This is a genomic window from Bradyrhizobium sp. CCBAU 25338, from assembly GCF_028128965.1.
Taxonomy (GTDB): Bacteria; Pseudomonadota; Alphaproteobacteria; order Rhizobiales; family Xanthobacteraceae; genus Bradyrhizobium; species Bradyrhizobium liaoningense.
Genome location: NZ_LFKY01000003.1, coordinates 157,405 through 183,504, shown reverse-complemented (window position 1 = coordinate 183,504; position 26,100 = coordinate 157,405). Strand labels below are relative to the sequence as shown.

24 protein-coding genes are annotated in these 26,100 nt (G+C 65.1%); 17 read left to right on the top strand and 7 right to left on the bottom strand.

What is annotated here, in order from left to right:
- Positions 1–94: 94 nt before the first annotated feature.
- Entirely contained in the window at positions 95–1,690 is a 1,596-nt protein-coding gene (locus ACM42_RS06045) for an ABC transporter substrate-binding protein (protein WP_271527041.1), read from the bottom strand.
- A gap of 199 nt (positions 1,691–1,889) precedes the next feature.
- On the opposite strand from ACM42_RS06045, the gene ACM42_RS06040 reads away from it, so the two are divergent.
- The 11 genes from ACM42_RS06040 to ACM42_RS05990 all read left to right on the top strand — a co-directional run bounded on the left by ACM42_RS06040 (position 1,890) and on the right by ACM42_RS05990 (position 15,152).
- Positions 1,890–3,551, top strand: a complete 1,662-nt coding sequence (locus tag ACM42_RS06040; protein WP_028179611.1) for an ABC transporter substrate-binding protein — start codon at positions 1,890–1,892, stop codon at positions 3,549–3,551.
- Positions 3,552–3,741: 190 nt separating this feature from the next.
- The gene (locus ACM42_RS06035; RefSeq protein WP_271527038.1) at positions 3,742–4,695 is read left to right on the top strand and encodes an ABC transporter permease; all 954 of its coding nucleotides are present in this window, start codon (positions 3,742–3,744) and stop codon (positions 4,693–4,695) included.
- Between the two features lie 215 nt (positions 4,696–4,910).
- Positions 4,911–5,813: an ABC transporter permease gene (locus ACM42_RS06030; RefSeq protein ID WP_271527036.1), complete on the top strand. Its 903-nt coding sequence runs from the start codon at positions 4,911–4,913 to the stop codon at positions 5,811–5,813.
- A 197-nt stretch (positions 5,814–6,010) separates the two neighbouring features.
- Positions 6,011–7,069, top strand: coding sequence for an ABC transporter ATP-binding protein (locus ACM42_RS06025; protein ID WP_271527034.1), 1,059 nt, complete (start codon positions 6,011–6,013; stop codon positions 7,067–7,069).
- Positions 7,066–7,263, top strand: coding sequence for a hypothetical protein (locus tag ACM42_RS06020; RefSeq protein ID WP_271527032.1), 198 nt, complete (start codon positions 7,066–7,068; stop codon positions 7,261–7,263). The genes ACM42_RS06025 and ACM42_RS06020 overlap by 4 nt, the downstream gene beginning before the upstream one ends.
- The gene (locus ACM42_RS06015; protein WP_271527030.1) at positions 7,260–8,675 is read left to right on the top strand and encodes an amidase; all 1,416 of its coding nucleotides are present in this window, start codon (positions 7,260–7,262) and stop codon (positions 8,673–8,675) included. The genes ACM42_RS06020 and ACM42_RS06015 overlap by 4 nt, the downstream gene beginning before the upstream one ends.
- On the top strand, positions 8,672–9,649 hold the full coding sequence (locus tag ACM42_RS06010; protein WP_239627522.1) for an ABC transporter ATP-binding protein: 978 nt from the start codon (positions 8,672–8,674) through the stop codon (positions 9,647–9,649). The genes ACM42_RS06015 and ACM42_RS06010 overlap by 4 nt, the downstream gene beginning before the upstream one ends.
- Before the next feature lie 377 nt (positions 9,650–10,026).
- The gene (locus ACM42_RS06005; protein WP_271527029.1) at positions 10,027–11,775 is read left to right on the top strand and encodes a type I secretion system permease/ATPase; all 1,749 of its coding nucleotides are present in this window, start codon (positions 10,027–10,029) and stop codon (positions 11,773–11,775) included.
- Complete coding sequence (locus ACM42_RS06000; protein ID WP_271527028.1) at positions 11,772–13,106, top strand: HlyD family type I secretion periplasmic adaptor subunit; 1,335 nt, start codon at positions 11,772–11,774, stop codon at positions 13,104–13,106. The genes ACM42_RS06005 and ACM42_RS06000 overlap by 4 nt, the downstream gene beginning before the upstream one ends.
- Positions 13,107–13,323: 217 nt before the next feature.
- Entirely contained in the window at positions 13,324–14,793 is a 1,470-nt protein-coding gene (locus ACM42_RS05995; RefSeq protein ID WP_271527027.1) for an AMP nucleosidase, read from the top strand.
- An 83-nt stretch (positions 14,794–14,876) separates the two neighbouring features.
- Positions 14,877–15,152, top strand: a complete 276-nt coding sequence (locus ACM42_RS05990) for a DUF1488 family protein (protein WP_131872072.1) — start codon at positions 14,877–14,879, stop codon at positions 15,150–15,152.
- Positions 15,153–15,317: 165 nt separating this feature from the next.
- On the opposite strand, the gene ACM42_RS05985 is transcribed toward ACM42_RS05990, so the two are convergent.
- Positions 15,318–15,800 (bottom strand): CinA family protein, encoded by a 483-nt coding sequence (locus tag ACM42_RS05985; protein ID WP_271527026.1) that lies wholly within the window; start codon positions 15,798–15,800, stop codon positions 15,318–15,320.
- Positions 15,801–15,944: 144 nt separating this feature from the next.
- Here ACM42_RS05985 and ACM42_RS05980 point away from each other — a divergent pair, with 144 nt between their 5' ends.
- Genes ACM42_RS05980 through ACM42_RS05970 form a run of 3 tightly spaced genes read left to right on the top strand, consistent with a single transcriptional unit; the run spans position 15,945 to position 18,549 of the window.
- Positions 15,945–17,030 carry an amidohydrolase family protein gene (locus tag ACM42_RS05980; protein WP_271527025.1) on the top strand — a complete coding sequence of 362 codons (1,086 nt, stop codon included), beginning with the start codon at positions 15,945–15,947 and terminating at the stop codon, positions 17,028–17,030.
- Positions 17,027–18,136 carry an amidohydrolase family protein gene (locus ACM42_RS05975; RefSeq protein ID WP_271527023.1) on the top strand — a complete coding sequence of 370 codons (1,110 nt, stop codon included), beginning with the start codon at positions 17,027–17,029 and terminating at the stop codon, positions 18,134–18,136. The genes ACM42_RS05980 and ACM42_RS05975 overlap by 4 nt, the downstream gene beginning before the upstream one ends.
- Complete coding sequence (locus tag ACM42_RS05970; RefSeq protein WP_271527022.1) at positions 18,136–18,549, top strand: Rieske (2Fe-2S) protein; 414 nt, start codon at positions 18,136–18,138, stop codon at positions 18,547–18,549. The genes ACM42_RS05975 and ACM42_RS05970 overlap by 1 nt, the downstream gene beginning before the upstream one ends.
- Positions 18,550–18,671: 122 nt before the next feature.
- On the opposite strand, the gene ACM42_RS05965 is transcribed toward ACM42_RS05970, so the two are convergent.
- Together ACM42_RS05965 and ACM42_RS05960 are read right to left on the bottom strand one after the other, a co-directional pair.
- Positions 18,672–20,003, bottom strand: coding sequence for an MFS transporter (locus ACM42_RS05965; protein ID WP_271527021.1), 1,332 nt, complete (start codon positions 20,001–20,003; stop codon positions 18,672–18,674).
- A 145-nt stretch (positions 20,004–20,148) separates the two neighbouring features.
- Entirely contained in the window at positions 20,149–21,048 is a 900-nt protein-coding gene (locus ACM42_RS05960; RefSeq protein WP_271527020.1) for a transcriptional regulator GcvA, read from the bottom strand.
- 110 nt (positions 21,049–21,158) lie between these two features.
- On the opposite strand from ACM42_RS05960, the gene ACM42_RS05955 reads away from it, so the two are divergent.
- Both ACM42_RS05955 and ACM42_RS05950 read left to right on the top strand, forming a co-directional pair.
- Entirely contained in the window at positions 21,159–21,362 is a 204-nt protein-coding gene (locus ACM42_RS05955) for a DUF1127 domain-containing protein (RefSeq protein ID WP_124159348.1), read from the top strand.
- A gap of 68 nt (positions 21,363–21,430) precedes the next feature.
- Positions 21,431–22,054 (top strand): GNAT family N-acetyltransferase, encoded by a 624-nt coding sequence (locus ACM42_RS05950; protein ID WP_271527018.1) that lies wholly within the window; start codon positions 21,431–21,433, stop codon positions 22,052–22,054.
- An 84-nt stretch (positions 22,055–22,138) separates the two neighbouring features.
- Here ACM42_RS05950 and ACM42_RS05945 read toward each other — a convergent pair whose 3' ends face one another.
- The 3 genes from ACM42_RS05945 to ACM42_RS05935 all read right to left on the bottom strand — a co-directional run bounded on the left by ACM42_RS05945 (position 22,139) and on the right by ACM42_RS05935 (position 24,020).
- Positions 22,139–22,309 (bottom strand): RNA polymerase sigma factor region1.1 domain-containing protein, encoded by a 171-nt coding sequence (locus tag ACM42_RS05945; protein WP_271527017.1) that lies wholly within the window; start codon positions 22,307–22,309, stop codon positions 22,139–22,141.
- Between the two features lie 65 nt (positions 22,310–22,374).
- Positions 22,375–23,205: an enoyl-CoA hydratase gene (locus ACM42_RS05940; RefSeq protein ID WP_271527016.1), complete on the bottom strand. Its 831-nt coding sequence runs from the start codon at positions 23,203–23,205 to the stop codon at positions 22,375–22,377.
- 113 nt (positions 23,206–23,318) lie between these two features.
- On the bottom strand, positions 23,319–24,020 hold the full coding sequence (locus ACM42_RS05935; protein ID WP_271527015.1) for an SDR family oxidoreductase: 702 nt from the start codon (positions 24,018–24,020) through the stop codon (positions 23,319–23,321).
- 221 nt (positions 24,021–24,241) lie between these two features.
- On the opposite strand from ACM42_RS05935, the gene ACM42_RS05930 reads away from it, so the two are divergent.
- Positions 24,242–26,026: an acyl-CoA dehydrogenase family protein gene (locus ACM42_RS05930; RefSeq protein ID WP_271527014.1), complete on the top strand. Its 1,785-nt coding sequence runs from the start codon at positions 24,242–24,244 to the stop codon at positions 26,024–26,026.
- Positions 26,027–26,100: the final 74 nt, after the last annotated feature.

Genomic DNA, 26,100 nt, shown 5'->3' with positions numbered 1-26,100 from the left:
TTCGCAAAACCGAGTCCGGTGGCCATGGGTCCCGGGCTCGCGACTATGTCGCGCCCCGGGACGACAGTGGTGTTTGCGGAAGCAGGGCGGCCCCTCACTCAACCCCGATCGTCGTCAGATCCTGGAACCAGTGCTGCGCCTGCACGAATTGCTTGATCTTCGGCGACAACGCGTGCGGGTTGGTGTCGTGGACGACCCAGACCAGTGCGGCATCGTCCACGATCAGCGCATGCGCCTGCGCCAGCAGCTCGTCCTGCTTGGTGGCATCGAAGGTCTGCTTGGCCTCGTCGATCAGCGCATCCACCTTCGGGTTCTTGTAGCCGCCCCAGTTGACGCCGACAGGCGCGATCTGCCCGGAATGGAAGAAGCGGACGATGGCGTAGAGCGGGTCCGAGGTGACATAGGCGATGTTGTTGGCGGTGATGCCGGCGTTCATCTCGTCGGCCGCGCCCTTGCGCCAATGCGTATAGAGCGTCTCGAGCTCGACGACCTTGAAATCGATGTCGATGCCGATCTCCTTGAAGCTCTGCTGCAGGAATTCGTTCATCGGCAGCGACAGCATCTGGCCGGTGCCGCCTTGCGCAATGATGAAGGTGGTCTTGAGCGGCTTCGCCTTGGAGTAGCCGGCCTCCTCGACCAGTTTTTTCGCGGCGGCGAGGTCATACTTCAATTCGAAGCTGGGCTTGCCGAACCACGGGCTGGACGGGTCGACCTGGCCCTTGGCTGGCTTGGCCAGCCCGTTCATCAGGCCGACCACCGCCTCGCGATCGATCGCAAGGTTGAGCGCCTTGCGCAGGCGGATGTCGGTCCAGGGCGAGCCGGGAAGCACGCTGAGATGATAGTTCCAGACATGCGGCGTGACGTTGTCGACGAGCTTCATGCCGGCCGCTTTCAGCTGCGGGACGGCATCCGGCGCCGGCGTCTCGATCAGGTCGACTTGTCCCGCAAGCAGCGCATTGGTGCGCGTCAACGCTTCCGGCATCGGCACCAGCACGATCTTGTCGACCTTGGGAATCCGCTTCTTGTTCCAGTAGTCAGGGTTCTTGGTCAGCTCGGCGAGCTCGCGCGGCACCAGCTTGGTCAACTTGAAAGGGCCGGTGCCCGAGGGCTGGCTGGCGAACTTGTCCCAATCCTTGCCGAGCTTTTCATATTGTGCCGGGCTCGACACCAGGAACCACAGCATCTGATACGGGAAGAAGGAATCGACCGTCTTGGTGGTGATCTCCACGGTAAAGTCGTCGACCTTGGCGTAGCTTGCGACGGAGGGCAGGCGGGTCTTCACCTGCGCGCTCTGCCGCTTGTCGAATTGCGGCGCCTTGTCGTTGAGCACCTTGTCCAGATTCCAGATCACCGCATCGGCGTTGAACTCGCTGCCGTCGTGAAACTTCACGCCCTTGCGAAGCGTAAAGCGCCACTTGGTCTTGTCGGCATCGTCGACTTTCCATTCGGTGGCGAGCCCCGGCACCAGCTTGCCGGGGCGATCGGCGACGTCCATCTCCCAGGCGACCAAGGGATCGTAGATCGTGTAGGCCGTGAATTGGTAAGCGCCGGCGCCGCGATCGGGCTGGCCTGTCGTCAGCGGGATGTCCGCCATCGAGATGCCGTAACGCACCACCGTTTCGGCGCGCGCCGAGATTGCGGAAACTGCCAACGCAAGCACGGCGAGACAGGTCGACAGACGAATACGCATAAGTCAAAGCTCCAGGGAGGATCTGGGGCCGAACTTGCAATCTTGATGCCAGAATAGGCAGCGCGCCGATTTCGCCCGTGCGTCATCACAAAGACTTGTCGTCCCGGGGGCAATCTGCAGAATAAGTTTCTCCTTGGCATAGCCATTGCATACTGCTGCATCAAAATTAATCATCGAAAGCCGGAAAAGGATTGAGGCGATGCTTATCAAGAAGAACAAGACCCGCGCGGCGCTGATCGCGCTGTTGGCGCTCGGGAGCGTGGCCGCATGGCCGCGCGCGGTCAGCGCCGAGACCGTGCTGCGCATCGGCATGACCGCTGCCGATATTCCGCGCACCCTGGGTCAGCCCGATCAGGGCTTTGAAGGCAATCGCTTCACCGGCCTCACCATGTACGACGCGTTGACCGGCTGGGACCTGTCCTCCGCCGACAAGGCGAGCGTGGTGATCCCCGGTCTTGCCACCGAGTGGAAGGTCGACGATGCCGACAAGACCAAGTGGGTGTTCAAGCTGCGCCCCGGCGTCACGTTCCATGACGGCTCGCCGTTCAACGCCGATGCGGTCGTGTGGAACGTCGAGAAGGTGCTGAAGCAGGACGCGCCGCAATTCGACGCCAGCCAGGTCGGCGTCACGGCCTCGCGCATGCCGACGCTGGCCTCGGCAAAGAAGATCGACGACATGACGGTCGAGCTCACCACCAAGGAGCCCGACAGCTTCCTGCCGATCAACCTCACCAACCTGTTCATGGCGAGCCCGGCGAAGTGGCAGGCCTTCTACGACAAGGCCGAAGGCGCCGATGCCAAGGCGAAGTCGCAGGCCGCCTGGACCGCGTTCGCCAAGGACGCCTCGGGCACCGGCCCGTGGAAGATGTCGAGCTTCACGCCGCGCGAACGGCTCGAGCTGGTCAAGAACGCGAACTATTGGGACAAGGCGCGCGTGCCCAAGATCGACAAGATGGTGCTCTTGCCGATGCCGGAAGCGAATGCGCGCACCGCGGCGCTGCTCTCGGGCCAGGTCGACTGGGTCGAAGCGCCTGCGCCGGACGCACTGCCCGAGCTCAAGCAGCGCGGCTTCAAGCTCTACGCCAACGAGCAGCCGCACGTCTGGCCATGGCAATTCTCGCGCGTCGAAGGCTCGCCCTGGAACGACATCCGCGTGCGCAAGGCGGCGAACCTCTGCATCGACCGCGAAGGCCTCAGGGACGGCCTGCTCGCCGGCCTGATGGTGCCGGCGACCGGCACCTTCGAGCCCGGCCATCCCTGGCGCGGCAAGCCGACCTTCGAGATCAAGTACGACAAGGCGGCAGCGCAAAAGCTGATGCAGGAAGCGGGCTTCGGTCCCAACAAGAAGCTGACGGTCAAGACGCAGACGTCCGCGTCGGGTTCGGGACAGATGCAGCCGCTGGCGATGAACGAATATCTCCAGCAGGCCCTCGCCGAATGCTATTTCGATGTGAAGCTCGATGTCATCGAGTGGAATACGCTGTTCACCAACTGGCGCCGTGGCGCCAAGGACCCCTCGGCCAACGGCTCGAACGCGACCAACGTCACCTATGCGGCGATGGACCCGTTCTTCGCCCTGGTACGCTTCCTGCAATCGGGCATGGCGCCGCCGGTCTCGAACAATTGGGGCTTCATCAACAACCCCAAATTCGACGAGCTGGTGAAGAAGGCGCGCCAGACCTTCGATCCCGCCGCACGTGATGCCGCGCTCGCCGAACTGCATGCGGCCTCCGTCGACGACGCTGCCTTCCTCTACGTCGCCCACGACGTCGGCCCGCGCGCGATGAGCCCGAAGGTGACGGGCGTCGTGCAGCCGAAGAGCTGGTTCATCGACTTCTCGCCAGTGTCGATCAAGCAGTAGTCGTAGCTTGCTCAGTGCACCCTCTCCCCCTGTGGGAGAGGGTGGCTTCGCGACAGCGAAGCCGGGTGAGGGGTTTCTCTCCGCGGAGAGGCTCTCTCTCGTTTGAAATGCTGTAGCCGCGGAAACAACCCCTCATCCGGCGCTTGCGCGCCACCTTCTCCCACAAGGGGAGAAGGAAGAAAGAAACAACGTGCTCGCCTATATCGCCCGACGCATCGTCTATGTCGTCCCGATCGTCATCAGCGTGGCGCTGGTGTGCTTCCTGCTCGTGCACATCACGCCGGGCGATCCGCTCGTCGCGGTGCTGCCGGCCGATGCCTCGCAGGAGCTCGCCGCACAGCTTCGCGCCGCCTATGGCTTCGACCGGCCGCTGCCGGTGCAGTTCGGCCTCTGGCTCTTGCGCGCGCTGCATGGCGACCTCGGCAATTCCATCGCGACGGGCCGCCCGGTGCTCGCCGAGGTCATGCGCGCGGTCGGCAACACGGTCACGCTCGCGATTGCCGCGGCCATCATCGGCTTCACAATGGGCATCCTGCTCGGCTTGATCGCCGGCTATTTTCGCGAGACCTGGATCGACAAGGTCGCAACGTCCTTTGCCATCGCCGGCGTCTCCGTGCCGCATTACTGGCTCGGCATGCTGCTCGTCATCATCTTCTCGGTTCAGCTCAACTGGCTGCCCGCAGTCGGCGCCGGGCCCAGCGGCTCCAATTCCTGGGTCTGGGACTGGGCGCATCTGAAATATCTCGTGCTGCCGGCGATCACGACATCGGTGATTCCCATGGGCATCGTCACCCGCACGGTGCGTGCCCTCACCGGTGACATTCTCTCGCAGGACTTCGTCGAAGCCTTGCGGGCCAAGGGTCTGCACGAGCGCGGCGTGTTCCGCCACGTCGTCAAGAACACCGCGCCCACTGCGCTTGCCGTGATGGGTCTTCAGCTCGGTTACATGCTCGGCGGCTCGATCCTGATCGAGACCGTATTCTCCTGGCCGGGATCTGGCTTCCTGCTCAACTCCGCGATCTTCCAGCGCGACCTGCCGCTGCTGCAGGGCACGATCCTGATCCTGGCGCTGTTCTTCGTGTTCCTCAATCTGCTGGTCGACATCGCCCAAGCCGCGATCGACCCGCGCATCAAGCGGGGCTAGAAGATGGGATCGTGCCCAGCTATCGCCGCGAAGGCAGTGCGCTCCCTCCCCCGCCTGCGGGGGAGGGTCGGGGAGAGGGTGTCTCCTCAATCGCGAACCCCCAAGAGGAGGAAGCCCTCACCCGGCGCCACGCGCCGACCTCTCCCGCAAGCGGGAGAGGTACGCTGCCTTCCGGGCTTGCACCGATTGAAGCAATGCGCACTGGGAGCCCGCCGATGAGCGAGCTTCCGTTGTCCGCCACCGCCGACGCCGCGCTCCAGGTCGCGCCCGCGACCAAGGCGCGGGGCTATTGGGCGACCGTCGGCCGCCGCATCATGCGCGACAAGGTCAGCATGGCCTGCGCGCTGGTGCTGCTGCTGATCTTCCTCTCCGCGGTCCTTGCGCCATGGCTGGGTCTCGAAGATCCCTACAAGGGCTCGATGATCCGCCGCCTGCGCCACATCGGCACGGCGGGCTATCCGCTCGGCACCGACGAGCTCGGCCGCGATATGCTGGCGCGGCTGATCTACGGCGGCCGGCTGTCGCTGGTCATCGGCATCCTGCCCGTGATTCTCGCCTTCTGCATCGGCACCTCGCTCGGCATCATTGCCGGCTATGTCGGCGGCAAGCTCAACACCGCGATCATGCGCACGGTCGACGTGTTCTATGCCTTTCCGTCCGTGCTGCTGGCGATCGCAATCTCCGGCGCGCTCGGGGCCGGCATCCTCAATTCCATCGTGTCGTTGACGGTGGTGTTCGTGCCGCAGATCACCCGCGTCGCCGAGAGCGTCACGACGGGCGTGCGCAACATGGATTTCGTCGAGGCCGCGCGTGCCTCCGGCGCCGGGCCCTTCACCATCATGCGCGTGCACATCCTCGGCAACGTGCTCGGTGCGATCTTCGTCTATGCCACGAGCCTGATCTCGGTCTCGATGATCCTGGCGGCCGGTCTGTCCTTCCTCGGTCTCGGCACCAAGCCGCCGGAGCCGGAATGGGGCCTGATGCTGAACACGCTGCGAACCGCGATCTACGTCAATCCCTGGGTCGCAGCGTTGCCGGGCGCGATGATCTTCGCGGTCTCGATCTGCTTCAACCTGCTTTCGGACGGCCTGCGCAGCGCCATGGACATCAGGAACTGACGAATGATGATGCAGAAGCACAATGGCGCCGCACGGAAGGTCGTCATGCCCGGGCTTGTCCCGGGCATCCACGTTCTTCGTTCCGCGTGGCAAGGCGTGGATGGCCGGGACAAGCCCGGCCATGACGGCGTGGAGGCTCTAGTACCAGCCATATGGGGTTGCCCCGCCGGGATCGGGAAAAGTGTAGGGCGGCTGCCATGAGCGAGAATGCCTCTGTCGCCATGCTGGAACCGGTCGAGGACGTCGGCGGCGTCGCGCAGCCGCTGCTTCAGGTCAACGGCCTGACGAAACATTTCCCGGTGCGCGGCGGGCTGTTCGCCGCCAAACGTACCGTGCGCGCCGTCGACAACGTCTCGTTCACCGTCGCCAAGGGCGAGACGGTCGGCATCGTCGGCGAGTCCGGTTGCGGCAAGTCCACCACCGCGCGGCTGCTGATGCATCTGATGCCGCGCGACGACGGTGACATCATCTATGACGGCATGACAATTGGCCAATCGCTGAGCTTGCGCGAATTGCGCCGCGGCATGCAGATGGTGTTCCAGGACTCCTACGCCTCGCTCAATCCGCGCCTCACCATCGAGGAATCGATCGCCTTCGGCCCCAAGGTGCACGGCATGGCCGACGCCACGGCACGCGCGCTCGCGCGCGAGCTGCTCGGCAAGGTCGGCTTGCGTCCGGAAACGTTCGCCAACCGCTATCCGCACGAGATCTCCGGCGGCCAGCGCCAACGCGTCAACATCGCGCGGGCACTGGCGCTGTCGCCGCGGCTGGTGATCCTGGACGAAGCCGTCTCGGCGCTCGACAAATCGGTCGAGGCGCAGGTGCTCAATCTCCTGGCCGATCTCAAGCGCGAGTTCGGCCTGACCTATCTGTTCATCAGCCACGACCTCAACGTGGTCCGCTACATCTCGGACCGCGTGCTGGTGATGTATCTCGGCGAGGTCGTCGAGCTCGGCCCGGTCGACCAGGTCTGGGACGCGCCTGCCCATCCCTATACGCGTGCCCTTCTTGCGGCGATGCCGTCGTCGGATCCCGACCAGCGCACCGAGACGCCGCCGATATCAGGCGATCCGCCCAATCCGATCGATCCGCCCCCGGGCTGCCGCTTCCACACCCGTTGTCCGTTTGCGGAGCCGCTCTGCGCAAACGCGACACCAAAGCTCACCGCGCTCGATAGAATGGGCCACGAGGCCGCGTGCTACATGGCGATTCCGGGTTCAGGCCATAGCCGCGCGCCCAGGGAGAAGACCGCATGACCAGACCGACACCGAAAGAGATCAAGCCGATCGCGCTGGTTGCAGGCGTGCCTGTGGACGACGAGATCGCAACCCGCATCTCCAATGCCATCGGACCTGCCTTCGAGGGCTTCGCGGCCATCGCCGGCACGCTGCCGTTCGACCTCGAGCCCGCCGGCTACGTGCTCGCGCAGACGCAGAAGGTGTCGAAATGAGCACCGAACCCGCATTGATGACGCTCACCGGGGTCGCGCGTGCGATCGCGACGAAGCAGCTGTCCTCGCATGAGGTGACGCGCGCGCTGTTGCATCGCATCGCGCAGTGGCAGCCGCACCTCAATGCCTTCATGTCGATCGAGGCAGAGGCTGCGTTGAAGGCGGCTGATGCAGCCGATGCCGAGCTTGCCAAGGGCAACGTCCGTGGTCCGCTGCACGGCGTGCCGCTCGCGCACAAGGATATGTACTACGACGCGGGCCACGTCGCGACCTGTGGCTCGCTGATCCGCCGCGACTTCGTGCCGACCGTGACCTCCACGGCCTTGCAGCGGTTGAAGGATGCCGGCCAGGTTCGCCTCGGCACGCTGCATCTGGCTGAATTCGCCTATGGGCCGACCGGGCATAACGCCCATTACGGCCCGGTGCGCAATCCCTGGAATGTCGCGCACATCACCGGCGGGTCGTCATCCGGCTCCGGCTCCGCGGTCGCCGCGCGCCTGACCTATGCGGCGCTTGGCTCGGATACCGGCGGCTCGATCCGCATGCCCGCGCATTTCTGCGGCGTCACCGGCCTCAAGACGACGGTCGGCCGCGTCAGCCGTGCCGGCGCGATGCCGCTGTCGCAATCGCTCGACACCGTCGGCCCGCTGGCGCGCACTGCCGAGGATTGCGCGCTGTTGCTGGCCCTGATGGCCGGCCCCGATCCCGCCGATTCGACCTGCAGCCACGAGCCGCTGTCGGACTACGTCGGCGCGACCAAAGGCGCGCTGAAGGGCCTCAAGATCGGCGTGCCGGTCTCCTTCTATGTCGACGATCTCGACAGCGAGGTTGCGCGCGTGCTGGACGAGACCATCGCAGTGCTCAAGCGCGAGGGCGCCGACATCGTCAAGGTCGAGTTGCCGGACCAGCGGCAATTGTCCTCGGCCAGCCAGCTCGTGCTCGCCGCGGAAGCCGCCGCCTTCCACAAGCGCTGGATGATCGAGCGTCCGCAGGATTATGGCGCGCAGGTCCTGATGCGGCTCCAGAACGGCCTCGCCGTTCCCGCCATCACCTATCTCGAGGCCATGCGCTGGCGCGGGCCGGCGCTCGCCGCGCACAACGCCGCGACGTCAGGCGTCGATGCGGTGATCGCACCGGCCTCGCCGGTGCCGGCACCGACGATCGAGGAGAGCGACGTCGGCGGCGGCCCGAACGCGCCGGCGCTGCTGCAGCGGCTCACGCTGTTCACCCGTCCGGTGAATTTCCTCGGCCTGCCGTCGCTCACCGTGCCCTCCGGCTTCACGAAGACCGGCCTGCCGGTCGGGATGCAGCTGATCGGTCGTTCCTTCGACGAAGCGACCTTGCTCACCATCGGCGCGGCCTTCCAGCGCGCCACCGACTATCACGATCGATTGCCGAAACTGCCGTCATGACAAAGCTCGTCGAGATCTCGGGCCTCAACATCCGCTTCACCGGCGAGCGCACGGTCTATGCCGTGAACGATCTCAGCCTCTCGCTCGGCAACAGCGAGGTGCTGGGCCTGCTCGGCGAGTCCGGTTCGGGCAAGAGCGTGACACTGCGTGCGCTGATGCGGCTGCTGCCGAAGAAGCGCACGCAGATCACTGGCACGGTCAACGTGCTGGGCCGCGACGTGCTCGCCATGAACGACGAGGAGCTGTCGTCGTTTCGCGGCCAGACCGTGTCGATGATCTTCCAGGAGCCGGCGCTCGCGCTCGATCCGGTCTACACCATCGGCGCGCAGATCGCCGAAAGCGTCGTGCGTCACGAAGGCAAGAGTTTCGCGGAGGGCAGGGCGCGGGCGCTCGAAATGCTCGAGGTCGTGCGCATCCCCTCGGCGAAGCGCCGGCTCGACGCCTATCCGCACGAGATGTCCGGTGGCATGCGTCAGCGCGCGATGATCGCGCTCGCGCTCGCCTGCCGTCCCAAGATCCTGCTGGCGGACGAGCCGACCACCGCGCTCGATGCCACCGTGCAGATCCAGATCCTGCTGCTGCTGCGCGAGCTGCAGCGCGAGTTCGGCATGTCCGTCATCTTCGTCACCCACGACATCGGCGTCGCCATCGAGATATGCGACCGCGTTGCGGTGATGTATGCCGGCCAGATCGTGGAGCAGGGCACGCTTCGCGACATCGTCCGCTCGCCGGTGCATCCCTACGCCAAGGGCCTGCTCGCCTCGACCATCCACGGCGCCAAGCGCGGCGCCCGCCTGGAGACCATTCCCGGCACCCCGCCCTCGCTGGCGGAGAAGCCGCACAACTGCTCCTTCGCTCCCCGCTGCAAGCTCGCAGAGCCGCGCTGCCTGGAGCAATTGCCCGCGAATGTCGAGGTCGGACCGGGCAGGGCGGCGAGATGCGTGCTGGCGCAGCCGGTCACCGTGGTGTCATAGTCTCGGATGAGTTGAGCTAAAGCATGATCCGGACAAGTGCGTAGCGGCTTTCCGAAAAGATCATGCTTAAACAACAACCTGAAGCGATGACGATTCATCCCAGTCGCATCGCGCTGTAGCCCCCGCATTCGGCAGGCCGGAACTTTCAGCCTCTCCGTTTTCCCGGAAGAGGCTGAAAGCCTGCAAGAAAAAGCCGCAAGCCTGTGAAATTCCGGACTTGCGCGGGAGGTCATCAGGGGTAGATGTGGCCTCATCAGGGCTCTGGATGAGCTCGGCTGCGTTGGACGCCGGGCAAACATGATGTTAATCCGGGGCGAGTACCCTGAATTGCCCGTGAAATCAGGGGCTTTGCCCCCTAGTCGAAAGAGATCAGACTGATGGCAGCCATCCCTGGCGTCCGCCGTTCAGAGCTCGGTGACGCCTTGCGCGCTTGTCGCACGGCATTCATCGGCGTCGGCTTGATGAGCTGCATGATCAACCTGCTCTATCTGACCGGGTCGATCTTCATGCTGGAGGTCTACGACCGGGTGCTGCCGAGCCGCAGCATCCCGACCCTGGTCGGCCTCATCATCCTCGCCAGCTTCCTCTACATGGCGCAGGGCGTGCTCGACATGATTCGCAACCGCATCCTGGGGCGGATCGGTACGTCGCTCGACGAAGCCCTCAACAAGCGCGTGTTCGACACCATCGTGCGACTGCCGCTTCTGGTCGGCAGCCGCAACGAGGGCCTCCAGCCGCTGCGCGATCTCGACAATGTCCGTTCCTTCCTCGGCGGCATGGGCCCGAGCGCGTTCTTCGATCTGCCCTGGCTGCCGCTTTATCTCGCCATCTGCTTCGCCTTCCACGTCCTGATCGGCGTAACCGCGCTGGTCGGCGCCATCATCCTGGTCGGCCTGACGCTGGTTACCGAGTTCATGTCCCGCCAGCCGGCACGCGAAGCGATGGGGCTCGCCGCCCAGCGCAACGATCTCGCCCAGGCCAGCCGCCGCAACGCCGAGGTGATGGTGTCGATGGGCATGGCGGGACGGATGAACCAGCGCTGGAGCGAAGCCAACGAAAAATATCTTGCCGGCAATCAGCGTGCGAGCGACGTCGCCGGCGGTCTCGGCGCGGTCGCAAAGGTACTGCGCATGATGCTGCAATCGGCCGTGCTCGCGGTCGGCGCCTATCTCGTCATCCACCAGGAGGCGACGGCCGGCATCATCATCGCCGGCTCGATCCTCGCCGCCCGCGCGCTCGCACCGGTCGATCTCGCAATCGCGCATTGGAAATCCTTCGTCGCCGCACGCCAGAGCTGGCACCGTCTCACCCGCCTGTTGGAGCAGATGCCGGCGCAGGCGATGCCGACCCAGTTGCAGGCGCCCACCAGCCGCCTCTCGGTCGAAGGCGTCGCCATGGTGCCGCCCGGCGATCAGCGCCTCGTCGTGCAGGACGTGACCTTCGCGCTCGCCGCGGGCAACGGCCTCGGCGTGATCGGCCCGAGCGGCTCCGGCAAGTCGTCATTGATCCGCGCACTGGTCGGGGTCTGGCAGCCGGTGCGCGGCAAGGTGCGGCTCGACGGCGCGGCGCTCGATCAATGGTCGTCCGACATGCTCGGCCGCCACATCGGCTATCTGCCGCAGGACGTCGAATTGTTCGGCGGTACCATCGCGCAGAACATCAGCCGCTTCGATCCCGAGGCGACCTCCGACGCGATCATCGCCGCGGCCAAGGAGGCCGGCGTGCACGAGATGATCATCAAGATGCGCGAGGGCTACAACACGCAAGTCGGTGAGCAGGGCGCGGCGCTCTCCGCAGGCCAGGCGCAGCGCGTGGCGCTGGCGCGCGCGCTCTACGGCAGGCCCTTCCTGATCGTGCTCGACGAGCCCAACTCCAATCTCGACACCGAAGGCGACGAGGCGCTGACCCGTGCCATCCGTGCCGCGCGCGAACGTGGTGCCATCGTCGTCGTGGTGGCGCACCGCCCGATCGGCGTCGAGGCAGTCGACCAGATCCTGGTGCTGCGCGACGGCCGCATGCAGGCGTTCGGTCCCAAGGAGCAGGTGCTCGCCCAGGTGCTGCAGCCGCGCGCGACGCCGCCGGCACCGATCAAGATCGTCAGCGAAGGCGGAGTGGCCAAGTCATGAGCACGTTGGCCATCGGCGGAACGAAGCCCGCCGCCAAGAAGACTGTAGGTGATTCCATCAGGTTTCACCTGGTCCTCGGCCTCGCGATCGTGGTGGTGCTGGTCGTCGGCCTCGGCGGATGGGCGTCGACCGTCTTGATCTCCGGCGCGCTGATCGCGCCGGGGCAGATCGTGGTCGAATCCAACGTCAAGAAGGTGCAGCATCCGACCGGCGGCGTGGTCGGCGAGGTGCGCGCCCGCGACGGCGATCGGGTCAAGGCCGGCGACATCGTGGTGCGGCTCGACGACACCGTGACCAAGGCCAACCTTGCCATCGTCACCAAGAATCTCGACGCCGCGCAGGCGCGCGCGGCGCGACTCCAGGCCGAGCAGCGCGGTCTCGACAGCATCGAGTTTCCGCAAACGCTGATCGAGCGCGCCAGCGATCCCGACGTCAAGGTGCTGCTCTCGGCCGAAACCAAGCTGTTCGACGTCCGCGTCAACGGCCGCACCGGGCAGAAGGCGCAGCTGCGCGAGCGCATCACGCAGCTCAACGAGGAAATCTCCGGTCTCAGCGCCCAGGAGAAGGCCAAGGACCAGGAGATCGCGCTGGTGCAGAACGAGCTCACCGGCGTGCGCGAGCTCTACGAAAAGCGCCTGGTGCAGATCTCGCGCCTGACCCAGCTCGAACGCGACTCGGCGCGTCTCAACGGCGAGCGCGCGCAGTACATCGCCTCGCGCGCCCAGGCCAAGGGCAAGATCACCGAGACCGAGCTCCAGATCATCCAGATCGACAAGGACGTGGTCAGCGAGGTCTCCAAGGACCTGCGCGAGACCAACGACAAGATCGGCGAGCTGATCGAGCGCAAGGTCGCCGCCGAAGACCAGCTCCGCCGCATCGACATCCGCGCGCCGCAGGACGGCATGGTGCTGCAATCGACCGTGCATACCGTCGGTGGCGTCGTCACCGCCGGCGATACCTTGATGCTGATCGTTCCGCAGGCCGACGATCTCCAGGTCGAGGCCAAGGTCAATCCGGTTGATATCGACAAGCTCCAGATCGGCCAGAAGACGCTGCTGCGCCTCTCCGCGTTCAACCAGCGCACCACGCCGGAGCTCAACGGCGTCGTCAGCCGCGTGTCGCCCGACGTCACCACCGACCAGCGCACCGGCCAGGGCTACTACACCATCCGCGTCTCGATGCCGGCCGAGGAGGTCGCCCGGCTCGGCGATGTCAAGCTGATTCCCGGCATGCCCGTGGAGGCCTTCGTCCAGACCGGCGACCGCACCATGCTGTCCTATCTGATGAAGCCGCTGCACGACCAGCTGATGCGCGCCTTCCGGGAGAAGTGACGCGCGAAAGCGCGTCATCCCGGAGCGCGCTTGGCGCGCATCCGGGATCTCGTGCGGCATACTCGGTCTCGTAGGGTGGGCAAAGGCGCAACGCGCCGTGCCCACCATCTTTCTCCCGACGAGCATATTGGTGGGCACGCTTCGCTTTGCCCACCCTACGGCACCACCTTCTTTGCTATAGTTCGAGTCAAAGCCCCAATAACCCGGCGGTCGAACAATGCAATCTCCCCCCTCCATCGCCACCGAATCCTTCTCCGATGCGTCCGCGGCCGTGACCCGCCTCGAAGAGATCTACGAGCGTAACACGAAATTCCTGCGCGACCGGTTCGAGGCCTATGTCAATGGCGAGACCATCACGACGCGGATGCGGGCCTATTATCCCTTTGTCCGCATCACCACCGCGACGCATGCGCGGCTGGATTCGCGCCTGTCTTACGGCTTCGTCGCAGGCCCCGGCGTGCACGAGACCAGCGTCACGCGGCCGGATCTGTTCCGCAGCTATCTCACCGAGCAGATTGGATTGCTGATCCAGAACCACGGCGTGCCGGTCGAGATCGGCGAATCCACCGAACCGATCCCGATCCACTTCGCCTATCGCCGCGACATCAACATCGAAGCCGCCATCACGACCAGCGAGAACTCCGCCGTCACGCGGTCGCTGCGCGATGCGTTCGACGTGCCTGATCTCGCGACGATGGACGATGCGATCGCCGACGGCACCTTCGAGCTGCAGCCGGGGATGCCCAAGCCGCTGTCCCTGTTCCGCGCCGCCCGCATCGATTACTCGCTGCGCCGGCTTTATCACTACACCGGCACCGATTCCGAATATTTCCAGAATTTCGTGATCTTCACCAATTACCAGTTCTATGTCGACGCCTTCGCGCAGCTCTGCCAGCAGCGTCTTCAGTCCGGCGAGGCGGGCCTCGACGCTTTCGTGGCGCCCGGCAACGTGGTCACGCGCAGCGGCGGCGCGACGACGGGCGTTGCCCCCGCGCGCACACCGCAGATGCCGGCCTTCCATCTGGTCGCGCCGGGTTATCGCGGCATCACGCTGATCAACATCGGCACCGGTCCGTCCAATGCGCGCAACGTCACCGACCATGTGGCCGTGCTGCGGCCGCATGCCTGGCTCATGCTCGGCCATTGCGCGGGCCTGCGCAACACGCAGCGGCTCGGCGACTACGTGCTCGCGCACGGCTATGTGCGCGAGGACCATGTGCTCGACCGCGAGCTGCCGCTGTGGGTGCCGATTCCCGCCCTCGCGGAGATGCAGGTCGCGCTCGAGGAGGCGGTCGAGGATGTCACTGGACTCGAAGGTTTCGAGCTGAAGCGCCTGATGCGCACGGGGACGGTGGCGAGCGTCGACAATCGAAACTGGGAGATTTCAGGGCCTGAAGTGATCCGCCGCCTGTCGCAATCGCGCGCGGTCGCGCTCGATATGGAATCAGCCGCCATCGCCGCCAACGGCTACCGCTTCCGCGTCCCCTATGGCACGCTGCTCTGCGTCTCGGACAAGCCGCTGCACGGCGAGATCAAGCTCGCCGGCATGGCCAGCGAATTCTACCGCCGCCGTGTCGGCCAGCATCTCGAGATCGGCCTGAAGGCGCTGGAGCGGCTCAAGCAGCAGGAATCGGAGCGCCTGCATTCGCGAAAGCTCCGCAGTTTCGCCGAAGTCGCGTTCCAGTAGGTCGGTGCCCCCCTTTCATCCTTGCTGACAAGCCGGAGAATTTTTCGCATTGTCCGCGAGGGGGGCCGACCGGGACGCTTGCAATGCCGCTCACGCGCGACAAGATCATTGGCCATGATCTCGAACGTCTGGCCTTTCGCTTCACCATGCTGAACGATGGCGAGGTCGTGCAGTGCCAGATCAGCGACGCTGCCATGGACGAGCTCGCGGGCATGCAGGGCACCGAGAGCAGCGCGCGCCAGGCACAATTTTTGTCGCTGCGCGAAACCATCGAACGCATTGCGTCGGACCTCTACGACGAGGCGCCGCGCTTTCACGGCTATGTGGTACGGATTTTCATGCGGCATTTGGGGCGGTAGGCTCCATATTCCGTTGTCATGCCCCGGCCTGACCGGGGCATCCAGTCGGCCGCGGCGTATCGATTCAATCACAACGGTCTCAGCGTACTGGATCGCCCGGTCAAGCCGGGCGATGACAGTGGTGTTGGTGGTGAGAATGTCTCGATTCGCTCACAGCGCAGCTGCTCACCCCTCCAGCTTCCTCAGCAACAACTTCAGTGCTGTCGCTGCAAACACCTGCATGTTCGCAAACCGGTCGCTGCTGCCCGTCTCCAGCGTCATCACCTCCGCGGCGGGTCCTGCGACCGCCATGCAGCTATGGCCCGCTGCGTCGCCGTAGCGGTTGCCGGTGGGGCCGGCCGCACCGGTCTCGGACAGGCCCCAATCACAATTGAAGCGGCTGCGCATCTGCTCGGCCAGCAACTGCGCGTAAGGCTCCGACGACGACCGAAAACCCTTCATGCCGCCATCCGAAATATCCATCAGCACCCGTCTGGCATCGCGGGTGTAGACCACCGAGCCGCCGAGGTAATAGGCGGAGGCGCCGGGCACCGCGAGCAGGCTGGCCGAGATCAGGCCGCCGGCCGATGATTCCGCAACCGCGATGGTCTGTCTGCGCGCGATCAGTTGGGCCGCGACCCGTTCCGCAATGCCGACGAGCTCTTTCATCCCTGAAACCCCTCATTCCTTCGCAACCGAGCTGCGCCTTCCTAGCATATGCCGGCGGCCCCGGCTGAGTTGCGGGCGGCGGGCAGGCCTGCTTGAATGCGGGGCACGAGACAAGAATTGACGAGGAAACGTGAAGGAGACGTCATGGCGTCCCTGATCGCCGGCGGGGTGGACTGCGATGTGCATCCGGCCGTGCCGCATCTGACTAGCCTGCTGCCGTACCTGAACGATTATTGGCGCGATCAGGTCACGACGCGCGGCATGGTCGACCTCGTCTCGCAATCCTATCCGCCGAACTCGCCGATTACGGCACGGCCGGATTGGCGTCCCGAGGCCGGCAAGCCCGGCGAGAGTCTGGAGGACATGCAGCGGCATGTGCTCGATCCCTTCAAGCTCAAGCATGCCATCTGCAATCCGCTGTACGGCGTGCAGATGGTGTTCTCCGAGGACATGCAGGCTGCCTTCTGCCGCGCGCTGAACGACTGGCTGGCGAAGGAGTGGCTCGATCGCGATGCGCGGCTGCGTGGCTCGATCGTGATCCCGACGCAAAGCGTCGAGAAGGCCGTCGCCGAGATCGAGCGCTGCGCGCCGGACAAGCGCTTCGTGCAGGTGCTCGTGCTGGTCATGGGCGACACGCCGCTCGGCAAGCGGGCGCTGTGGCCGATCTATGAGGCCGCGGAGCGGCTGGAACTGCCGGTCGGCATCCATGCCGGTTCCGCCTATCACAATCCGCCGACCGCGGTGGGATGGGGGTCCTACCACATCGAGGACTATGTCGGACAGGCCCAGGCGTTCCAGACCCAGCTCACCAGCCTGATCGTCGAAGGCGTGTTCGCCAAATATCCGCGGCTGAAAATGGTGATGCTGGAGTCCGGCGTCTCCTGGATCGCGCCCTATCTCTGGCGGCTACACAAGTTCTGGCGCGGGGTGCGAATGGAGACGCCCTGGGTCGATCGCGCGCCCCTGGAGATTGTGCGCAGCAACATCCGCTTCTCGTTACAACCATTTGATGCGCCGCCGGAACCAGAGACATTAATTCGCCTGTTTGATCATATGCAGTCGGACGAATTGGTCCTATTCTCCACGGACTATCCGCACTGGCAGTTCGACGGCCAGGACGCGCTGCCCGAAGGTCTGTCCCCCGATCTCGTGCGCAAGATCATGATCGACAATCCGCATGCTACCTATCCCCGCCTGAAAGAACTCCCTCCCAAGGAGGCAAGGCCATGAACATCCAGTTCCGCGAACGAACGGATTCCGTCGCTCCCCTCACCGTGAAGACCGCGATCGCGGACTGCGACATCCATCCGGCACGCGCCACCCGCACCGAGCTCTATCCCTATCTCGCCAAACGCTGGCAGCATCACCTCGAGGTTTACGGCGTCCATGCCTATCAGGGCATGATGGAAGGCCCGCCCTATCCGAAGGCCCAGCCCAACGCCTCGCGCCGCGATGCCTATCCGCCGGAGGGCGGACCGCAGGGCTCCTCGCTGTCGTTCATGCAGAAGCAGCTGCTCGATCCCAACAACGTGCAACTCGGCGTGCTCAATCCGCTCAACACCGGACAGGGCATCCGCAACCACGAACTGTCGGCGGCGCTGTGCTCGGCGATCAACGACTGGCAGATCGACAAATGGACCTCCAAGGACAAGCGGCTGAAGGCCTCGATCGTCGTCAGCAACGAGGACGGGCTGTCGGCCGCCGCCGAAATTCGCGAGCGCGCCGGCGACAAGAACTTCGTGCAGGTGCTGCTGCTCAGCCGCAATGTCGAGCCGCTCGGCCAGCGCCGCTATTGGCCGATCTACCAGGCCGCGGAAGAGGCAGGCCTTCCCGTCGGCGTCCACGCCTTCGGCTTCGGCGGCAACCCGATCACGCCCTCGGGCTGGCCGTCCTACTACATCGAGGAGATGGTGGGTCACTCGCAATGCCAGCAATCGGCGCTGGCGAGCCTCGTGCTGGAGGGCGTCTTCGAGCGCTTCCCGAAATTGAAGATGGTGATGATCGAGGCCGGCTTCGGCTGGGCGCCGTCGCTGGCGTGGCGGCTCGACAAGGCCTGGCAGCGGCTCAGGAGCGAGGTGCCGCATGTGAAGCGGCCGCCGTCGGAATATATCCGCGAGCAGGTGTGGTGGACGACGCAGCCGATGGAGGATCCGGAGCGGCGCGAGGATCTGTTCGACGTCATCAAATGGATCGGCTGGGATCGGCTCTTGTTCGCCACAGATTATCCGCATTGGGATTACGATGAGCCCTCACGCGTCTTGCCGGCGGGCGTCAGCGAAGCCAATCGCGAGGCGTTCTACCTCGGCAACGCGAAGAAGCTTTACGGCGTTTCCTGATGGCAAGACACGTCATCGCGCCGGTCGACGAGCTTCCGCCGGGCACGCGAAAGTTTCTGGAGATCGACGGGCGGCCGATCGCAATCTTCAACATCAAGGGCGAGTATTTCGGCCTGATGAACCGTTGCCCGCATCAGGGCGCGGCGCTGTGCGAGGGCCCGCTGATCGGGCTCGCGCAATCGAACAATCCCGGCGAGATCGAGTACACGAAACTCGGCGAGATCATCCGCTGTCCCTGGCACGGCTGGGAGTTCGACATCCGCACCGGCCAATCCTACTGCGACCCCCGCCGCTTCCGCGTGAAGGCCTACCCGGCCCATGTCGAGCCGGGGGCGAGCGTGGTGAAGGGGCCGTATGTCGCCGAGACGATCCCGGTCAGGATCGAGAGCGACTACGTGGTGGTGGAGCTGTAAGCCAACCGCGCCGTCATTCCGGGGCGCGCGTAGCGCGAGCCCGGAATCCATCGTGCGACAGAAATGCTGGGAGAAATGGATTCCGGGCTCGCCTCTTCGAGGCGCCCCGGAATGACACCGTCCTAACGCCCCGCCACCGGCTCCGGCACCGCATCATAGGCCGGCGCCACCTTGCCGCCGCCGCGATACACCGTCGAGGCCGCGATGATGCCGAGCAGGGCGGCGAACATCAGCCAGAAGCCGGGCGAGGCCTTGTCGCCGGTCCGCTCGATCAGCCAGGTCGAGGCGAACGGCGTGAAGGTGCCGAACAGGGCGGCGGCAAGCGCAAACGCCAGCGAGAAGCAGGTGGTGCGCACATGCGCCGGCACGATCTCGACGAGGGCACCTAACATGGTGCCGCTGTAGACGCCGAAATAGAACGAGAACATCATCTCGACCGCGAGCAGCTTGCCGAAGGTCGGCGCCGCCACCAGCCAGTGCAATGCCGGATAGGCGGTCACCAGCGACAGGCCGGCGATCGCGATCAGCACCGGCTTGCGGCCGATGCGATCGGAGAGCGCGCCGCCGACCGGATTCCAGACGAAGTTGGCCACCGCGACGAGCAGCGTGACCAGCAGCGCATCGTGTGTCGACAGCTTCAGCACGCTCTTGCCGAAGGTCGGCGTGTACACGGTGACGAAGTAGAACGTCGTCGTGGTCAGGATCGCGATCATCATGCCGAGGACGACGATGCGCCAGTTGGCGAGCGCGGAGGCGAACACTTCGCTGGCCGTCGGGTGCTTCTTCATGGCGAGGAAGGCCGGCGTCTCCTCCAGCGTCCGCCGCAGGAGGAAGATCAGCGGAATGATCAGGCAGCCGACGAAGAAGGGAATGCGCCAGCCCCAGGCGGCCACAGTGTCGGCCGGCATCACCTCGGAGAGGATGTAGCCGAGGATCGAGGCCACGAAGATCGCGACCTGCTGGCTCGATGACTGGAACGAGGTGTAGAAGCCGCGATTGCCGGGCGTCGAGATCTCCGCGAGATACACCGACACGCCGCCGAGCTCGACGCCGGCCGAGAAGCCTTGCAGCAGCCGGCCGATCAGCACGATGATTGGCGCTGCGATGCCGATGGTCGCGTAGCTTGGGCAGAACGCGATGACGACGGTGCCGAAGGCCATGATGCCGAGTGTGACGATCAGGCCCTGGCGGCGGCCGATGCGGTCGATGTAGGCCCCTAGCACGATGGCGCCGACGGGGCGCATCAAGGCGCCGAGCCAGAACACGCCGAAAGTGTTGAGCAGTGAGGCGGTCTCGTTGGTCGAGGGGAAGAACGCCTTGCCGATCGCGGCGGCGTAGAAGCCGAACAGGAAGAAATCGAACTGCTCGAGGAAGTTGCCCGACGTGGCGCGCAGGATCGCGCCGACACGCGACTTGATGGCGGGCGGATTGGTTGAGGCGGCTGGTCCAGCCATGACGTTGCTCCCCTTGGAAAGACGTGGCCGGGCCGAAACTCATTTCACGGCAAGGCGACAGATTGATGCTGCGACAATCTGTCATACCCCTTCCCGCGCAGAGCGGAGCGAGTCAACCGGTATTCCGGAGGAAGCTGATGATTTTTCAGGCTTTATTTTGCGTTGCAGCGACGATCCATTGCCGGAATGCGGCAAGCTTCGGTACCTCACGGCGGCCCTCCGGCGCGACCAGGTAGAACCCGGCATCGGCCGGCAGCGCGATCTTGAAGGGCACGACGAGGCGGCCCTTGGCGATGTCGTCCTGGACGTAGGAGGTCCGTCCCATCGCCACGCCGATGCCGTCGATGGCCGCCTGGATGGTCATGAAAATCATGTCGAAGGTGATGCCCGGATGTCGCGCGATATCGACCGGCAGGCCCGCCGCGGTCAGCCACAGCCGCCAGTCGTCGCTGTTGGCGTTCGAGGTGTGCAGCAGCGGATGGTTGCGCAGATCCTCAGGCCGGCGCAGCGGCTTGTCGCCGCGCAGCAGTGACGGACTGCATACCGGAAACAGTTCGTCCGCCATCAACCAGTCGGCACGCACGCCCGGCCACTGGCCGCGGCCATAGCGAATCGCGGCATCGACATTGTCGCGCTGGAAGTCGACGAGGCTGGTCGAGGTGGTGATGCGCACGTCGATGCCGGGATGCTGCTCCTGGAAATCGGTCAGCCGCGGCAGCAGCCATTTTGCCGCGAGCGAGGCCAGCGTCGACACGGTCAGCACCTTGTCGTCCTCTTTGCGCAGCAGTCGATCGGTAGCGAGCCGGAGGTCGTTGAAGGCGGCTCGGACGCCCGGGAGGTAGTCGCGCGCCTCCGGCGTCAGCGCCAGTGCGCGGTTCTGCCGGATGAACAGGCGGATGCCGAGTTCCTCCTCCAGCCTGCGGATCTGATGGCTGATCGCGGTCTGGGTCACGTTCAGCTCGCTGGCCGCCAGCGTAAAGCTGAGATGGCGCGCGGCGGCCTCGAACGCCCGCAATCCATTCAGGGACGGCAATCTGGCAGTCATTTGGCAACAGGATACATGACGTTATTTCATGCGAAGAGGTACAAATTGTCGTTTGTCGCAGCGCGATAGGAAGCAGATATTAGCGGTGAACCTAGCTCCAGGAGCTGAAAATGTCTACTTTGACCGACAATTCGATGACAAATCATCATGCACCGGGCCTGATCCAGCAGATCGGCGAGACGCTTCACGTCTGGCACGAGCGCTACCGCACGAGGCGTGAGCTGACCAACTGGACCGCCCGCGACCTCCATGATGTCGGGCTGTCCTGGTCCGACATCGCCTATGAGGCCGACAAACCCTTCTGGCGGGCCTGATTGGCCGCCAGGCCGGCGCCGCCTGACTGTGGGGGCGCCGGCGGTCCCTTTTCCTCACGGCATGTGTCATGAGCATCCTTCGCCTGGAAGACCTGAAGCAATATTCGGATAGGCTGCGCACCCGCGACGGCACGGCGCTCAACGTTCGCTTCGTCGAGCCGCGCGACACCGACGAGCTCCAGCACTATGTCCGCTCGCTCTCGACCCGTTCCCGCTACAACCGTTTCTTCGGGGCGATCAGCGAACTGCCGCAGGGCCTGCTGCACGACTTCCTTCAGGTCGGCGAGAGCGAGCGCTTCACGATCGTTGCGACCATGATGGTCGACGGCTTCGAGACCATCGTGGCCGAAGCGCGCTACGCCTTCCATGCCGAGACCGCGACGCTCGAGTTCGGCCTGTCGGTCGACGACCGCTGGCAGGGCCACGGCATTGCCACCGCGCTGATGAAGAACCTCGAATGCCGCGCCGCCGCGCTTCGAGCCGAGCACATGTTCGGCGACACGCTGCGTTCCAACGAGGCGATGGTCTCGCTCGCGCGCAAATCCGGCTTCGCCTTCGTCAACCATCCCGACGACTGGAAGCTGGTGCGCTTCGACAAGGAGATCAGTGTCGCGCCCAGAGACATTCCCTGCGCAAGCTGGCGCCTCGCCGCCCTTTCCCGTCAGGCCGACAGCCCCTCAGCCTCGGCCTGACACCACTGCAGCCCGGCTCTGGCGGAGCCAGAGCCGGGCTTTTTTTCCAATACGAGCCCAATTGCACTTCATGACAGCGACGGCCTATTCCTCTGCGATCCAAATACCACGCTCGCTTAAGGCGGCGAGCAGGGTCTCAAGGTCTTTCGGCTCGATCTCGGCGCACGGTATCAGTTCGTTGAGTTGATCGAACGTAACGTAGCCCGTCTTCTCCGCCAGTATGGCGACTTTCCGGACCACCTCAGACCAATCCATTCAGCGCTCCTTAGAGTAGGGCCCCTACTTTATGGAATGATCTGATGGCTCGGAGCGCGTAGCCCCTACTTCCCCGTGAACACCGCCTTGCGCTTCTCGATGAAGGCCTGCACCGCCTCCTTGTGATCCGCTGTCGTGGTCAGGCGGATCAGTCGTTCAGCCTCGTGGTCGCGCGCCGTTTCGAAGTCGAATAGCACGGCCTCGTCGAGATTGTCCTTCATGTAGCGTAGCGCCAGGCGCGGGCCTTCGGCGAGCGATCTGGCCAGCGCGAAGGCCTCGGCTTGCAGCTTTTCATCAGGCACCACGCGGTTGACGAGGCCGATGGCTTCGCAACGCGCGGCATCGACGCGATCGCCGGTGAACATCAGCTCGCGCGCCCGCGCGGTGCCGACGAGCCGGGTGAGCAGCCAGGCGATGCCGTAGTCGCCGCTGAGCGCGATGCGGGCATAGCCGGTCGCAACGAAGGCGGATTGCGCGGCGATGCGGATATCGCAGGCCATGGCGATGGCAAGTCCGGCGCCGACCGCGGGGCCGGGCAGCGCGGCGATGGTCGGCTTGCGCACCGACACCAGCGCGCCGGTCAGCAGCCGTTGCCGCTCCTGAAGGTCGGCAACCTTGTCGTCAAAGGACATGTCGAGCTTCGCCTTGTCGCGATGTGCGCCCATGGCCTTGACGTTGCCGCCGGCGCAGAACGCTTCGCCTGCGCCGGTGAGCAGCAGCGCGCCGACACCGGGATCCTCGCCGCAGGTCCGGATCATCGTGCGCAGTGCCGGCGTCAGGTTATCGGATAGCGCATTGCGCGCCTCCGGTCGGTTCAGCGTGATGATCGCGACACGGTCGCGGACGACGCAGAGGAGTTCACTGGTGCCGGTGTCGATGGTGGTTTCCGTGGTCATGTCGCCTCCCTGTTCTTGTTGTCATTCCGGGGCGATGCGAAGCATCGAACTATAGTGCGCAATTGCGCACCATAGTTCGGCTCGTCGAGCCGTCCCGGCATGATAAACGCAATTCAAAACTTCTCGACCCAGGGCCGCAGCTCCAGCTCCCAGCTCCAGGCGCTGCGCGGCTGCTGCAGCACGTTCCAATAACTCTGTGCGATCGCGTCGGGGTCGAGCATCGAATCCGGCTTGTCCGCCGGTTCGGTTCGCGCCGCGCTGCGGATGCCGCCGTCGATGACGAAATGGGCGACATGGATGCCCTGTGGCGATAGCTCGCGCGCCATGCTCTGCGCGAGTCCGCGCAGCGCGAACTTGCCCATCGCGAACGGGGCCGACTGCGCATAGCCCTTGACGCTGGCGGAGGCGCCGGTGAACAGGATCGCGCCGTGCTTGTTCGGCAGCATGCGCTTGGCCGCCTGCTGCGCCACCAGAAAGCCGCCATAGGCGCTGACCGCAATCGCCTGCGCGACGTCGGCCGGAACGAGCTCGATGAAAGGTCCGCGCGTACGGCCGCTGGCATTGTAGACGACGAGGTCGGGCGTTCCGATCTCGCGCTCGACGAGGCCGAACAACCGCTCCACCTCGTCGGGCTCGGTGGCGTTGCAGGCATAGGCCTTGGCGCCGGTCTCGCTGCAGAGCGCGCCGAGCTTCTCGATCTTTCGCGCGGCGAGCGCGACGCGGATGCCCTGGGCGGAGAGCAGCCGCGCCAGCGAGGCGCTCAGGCCTTCGCCGGCACCGACGATGAGGGCGATCTTGTATTTCGGATGTTCCATGGCGTGATCTCTCGGAAGCAGGAGCCGCTGATCTATGCATGGGCTGTGCGAAGAACCAGCCGGGACGATGACAGTTCCGCAGAGCGAATTGCTCCTCCACGGCGATCATGCCTCCCTGACAATTTGCGGCTTTATCGCTGTCCGCGACTGGAGCATGATCGACATCATCCAAAGCGGCAAGCGCAAAGAATTGCCGTCGGACGGAAACGAAGAGGACGATCATGCACAAGCCGGTCACAGCGCAGCCACAAAATGTCGCGGCCGCACCATCCGGCCTGCTGGCGCCCGATACGTCAGGCATGAATTTCTACCGCGCCGATCCGGCGCTGGCCGATCTCCTGCGCATCCATCTGCCGGACACGCTGTTCCGTCATATCGAGCCGCATCTCGACCGCCTCGGCGAGCTCGCCGGCGGCCATCTCGACGAGTGCGCGCGGCTCGCGGACCGGCACACGCCCGTTCTGCACCAGCGCGACAAGTTCGGCCGCGACATGCAGTGGATCGAATACCACCCGGCCTATCGCGAATTGGAGAACGCTGCATTCGGCGAGTTCGGCATCCACGCGCTCTCGATCCGCAAGGGCATCATGGGTTGGCCGGACAAATATCCCGTCGTCGCCAAGCACGCCTTCACCTTCCTGTTCAACCAGACCGAATTCGGCATGGGCTGCCCGATCAACGTTACCGACGGCTGCGCCAAGCTGCTGGCGAACTTCGGCAGCGAATCGCTGAAGGCAAAATATCTCGACGGCTTGACCTCGACCGACATGAGCAAGCTGACCCAAGGCGGCCAGTTCATGACCGAGAAGGAGGGCGGCTCCGACGTCGGCACGCTAACCACGCGCGCGGTGCAGGAGGGCGACCATTGGCGCCTCTACGGCGAAAAATGGTTCTGCTCGAATGCCGACGCCAAGGTCGTGATGCTGCTGGCGCGCCCTGAAGGCGCGGGCCCCGGCACGCGCGGCGTCGGCCTGTTCCTGATGCCGCGCTTCCTCGACGACGGCTCGCAGAACAACTACCGAATCGTGCGCCTCAAGGACAAGCTCGGCACGCGTTCGATGGCCTCGGGCGAGATCAAGCTCGAAGGCGCGATCGCCTACGCGGTCGGCAAGCTCGACCGCGGCTTCGTGCAGATGGCCGAGATGGTCAACTCGTCGCGGCTCTCCAACGGCGTCAAGTCCACTGCGCTGATGCGCCGCGCCTATCATGACGCGATGACGGTGGCGACGAACCGCGTGGTGTTCGGCAGCCGCATCGTCGACCTGCCGCTCGGACGGCGGCAGATGCTGAAGATCATGCTGCCGGTCGAGCAGGCGCTGTCGATGAGCTTTCTCACCGCCGATGCGCTCGATCGCGCCGAAGCCGGCAGCCAGGATGCGGCGGCGCTGCTGCGCATTCTCACCCCGACGCTGAAATTCCGCGCCACGCGCGATGCACGAAAGGTCTGCGGCGATGCGCTCGAGATGCGCGGCGGCATCGGCTATATCGAGGAATTCGCCACCGCCCGCCTGCTGCGCGATGCCCATCTCGGCTCGGTCTGGGAGGGCACCGGCAACATCGTGGCCATCGATGCGCTGCGGCGCGCGGTCGGCCGCCACGGCGCGGAGTCCGCGCTCGCGGCCGATCTGCACGCCCGGCTCGACGACAGCGCCTCCGTGCCGCAGGCCTGGCGCGACCGTCTGCGCGGTCTCACCGATCGCGCCGTCGGCTTCGCGCGCGAGGTCGCGGGCAAGTCCGAGAACGAGGCGGAGGCCCGCCGCGCCACCAGCCTGCTCTATCATGTCGCGAGCGCGGTCGCGCTCGCCTGGGAGGCGCATCGCATCCACGAAATGCGCGGCGATGCGCGCCGCCTGCTGCTGTCGCGCCTCGTCATCGATCATCGGGTGTTGCCGAGCGATCCGTTCCGGCTGACGGAAAATGCCGCGCAAGCGAAGATCGCCGCATTGCTGCTCGGCGATCGCGCAGGAAGCATGAGCGAGGTTGGCGAACTGGTTCTGGCAGCGTAGGCTCCCCCTTCACCTCTCCCATCGGGAGAGGTCGATTTGCGCAGCAAATCGGGTGAGGGGCTCAGGTCCGACGA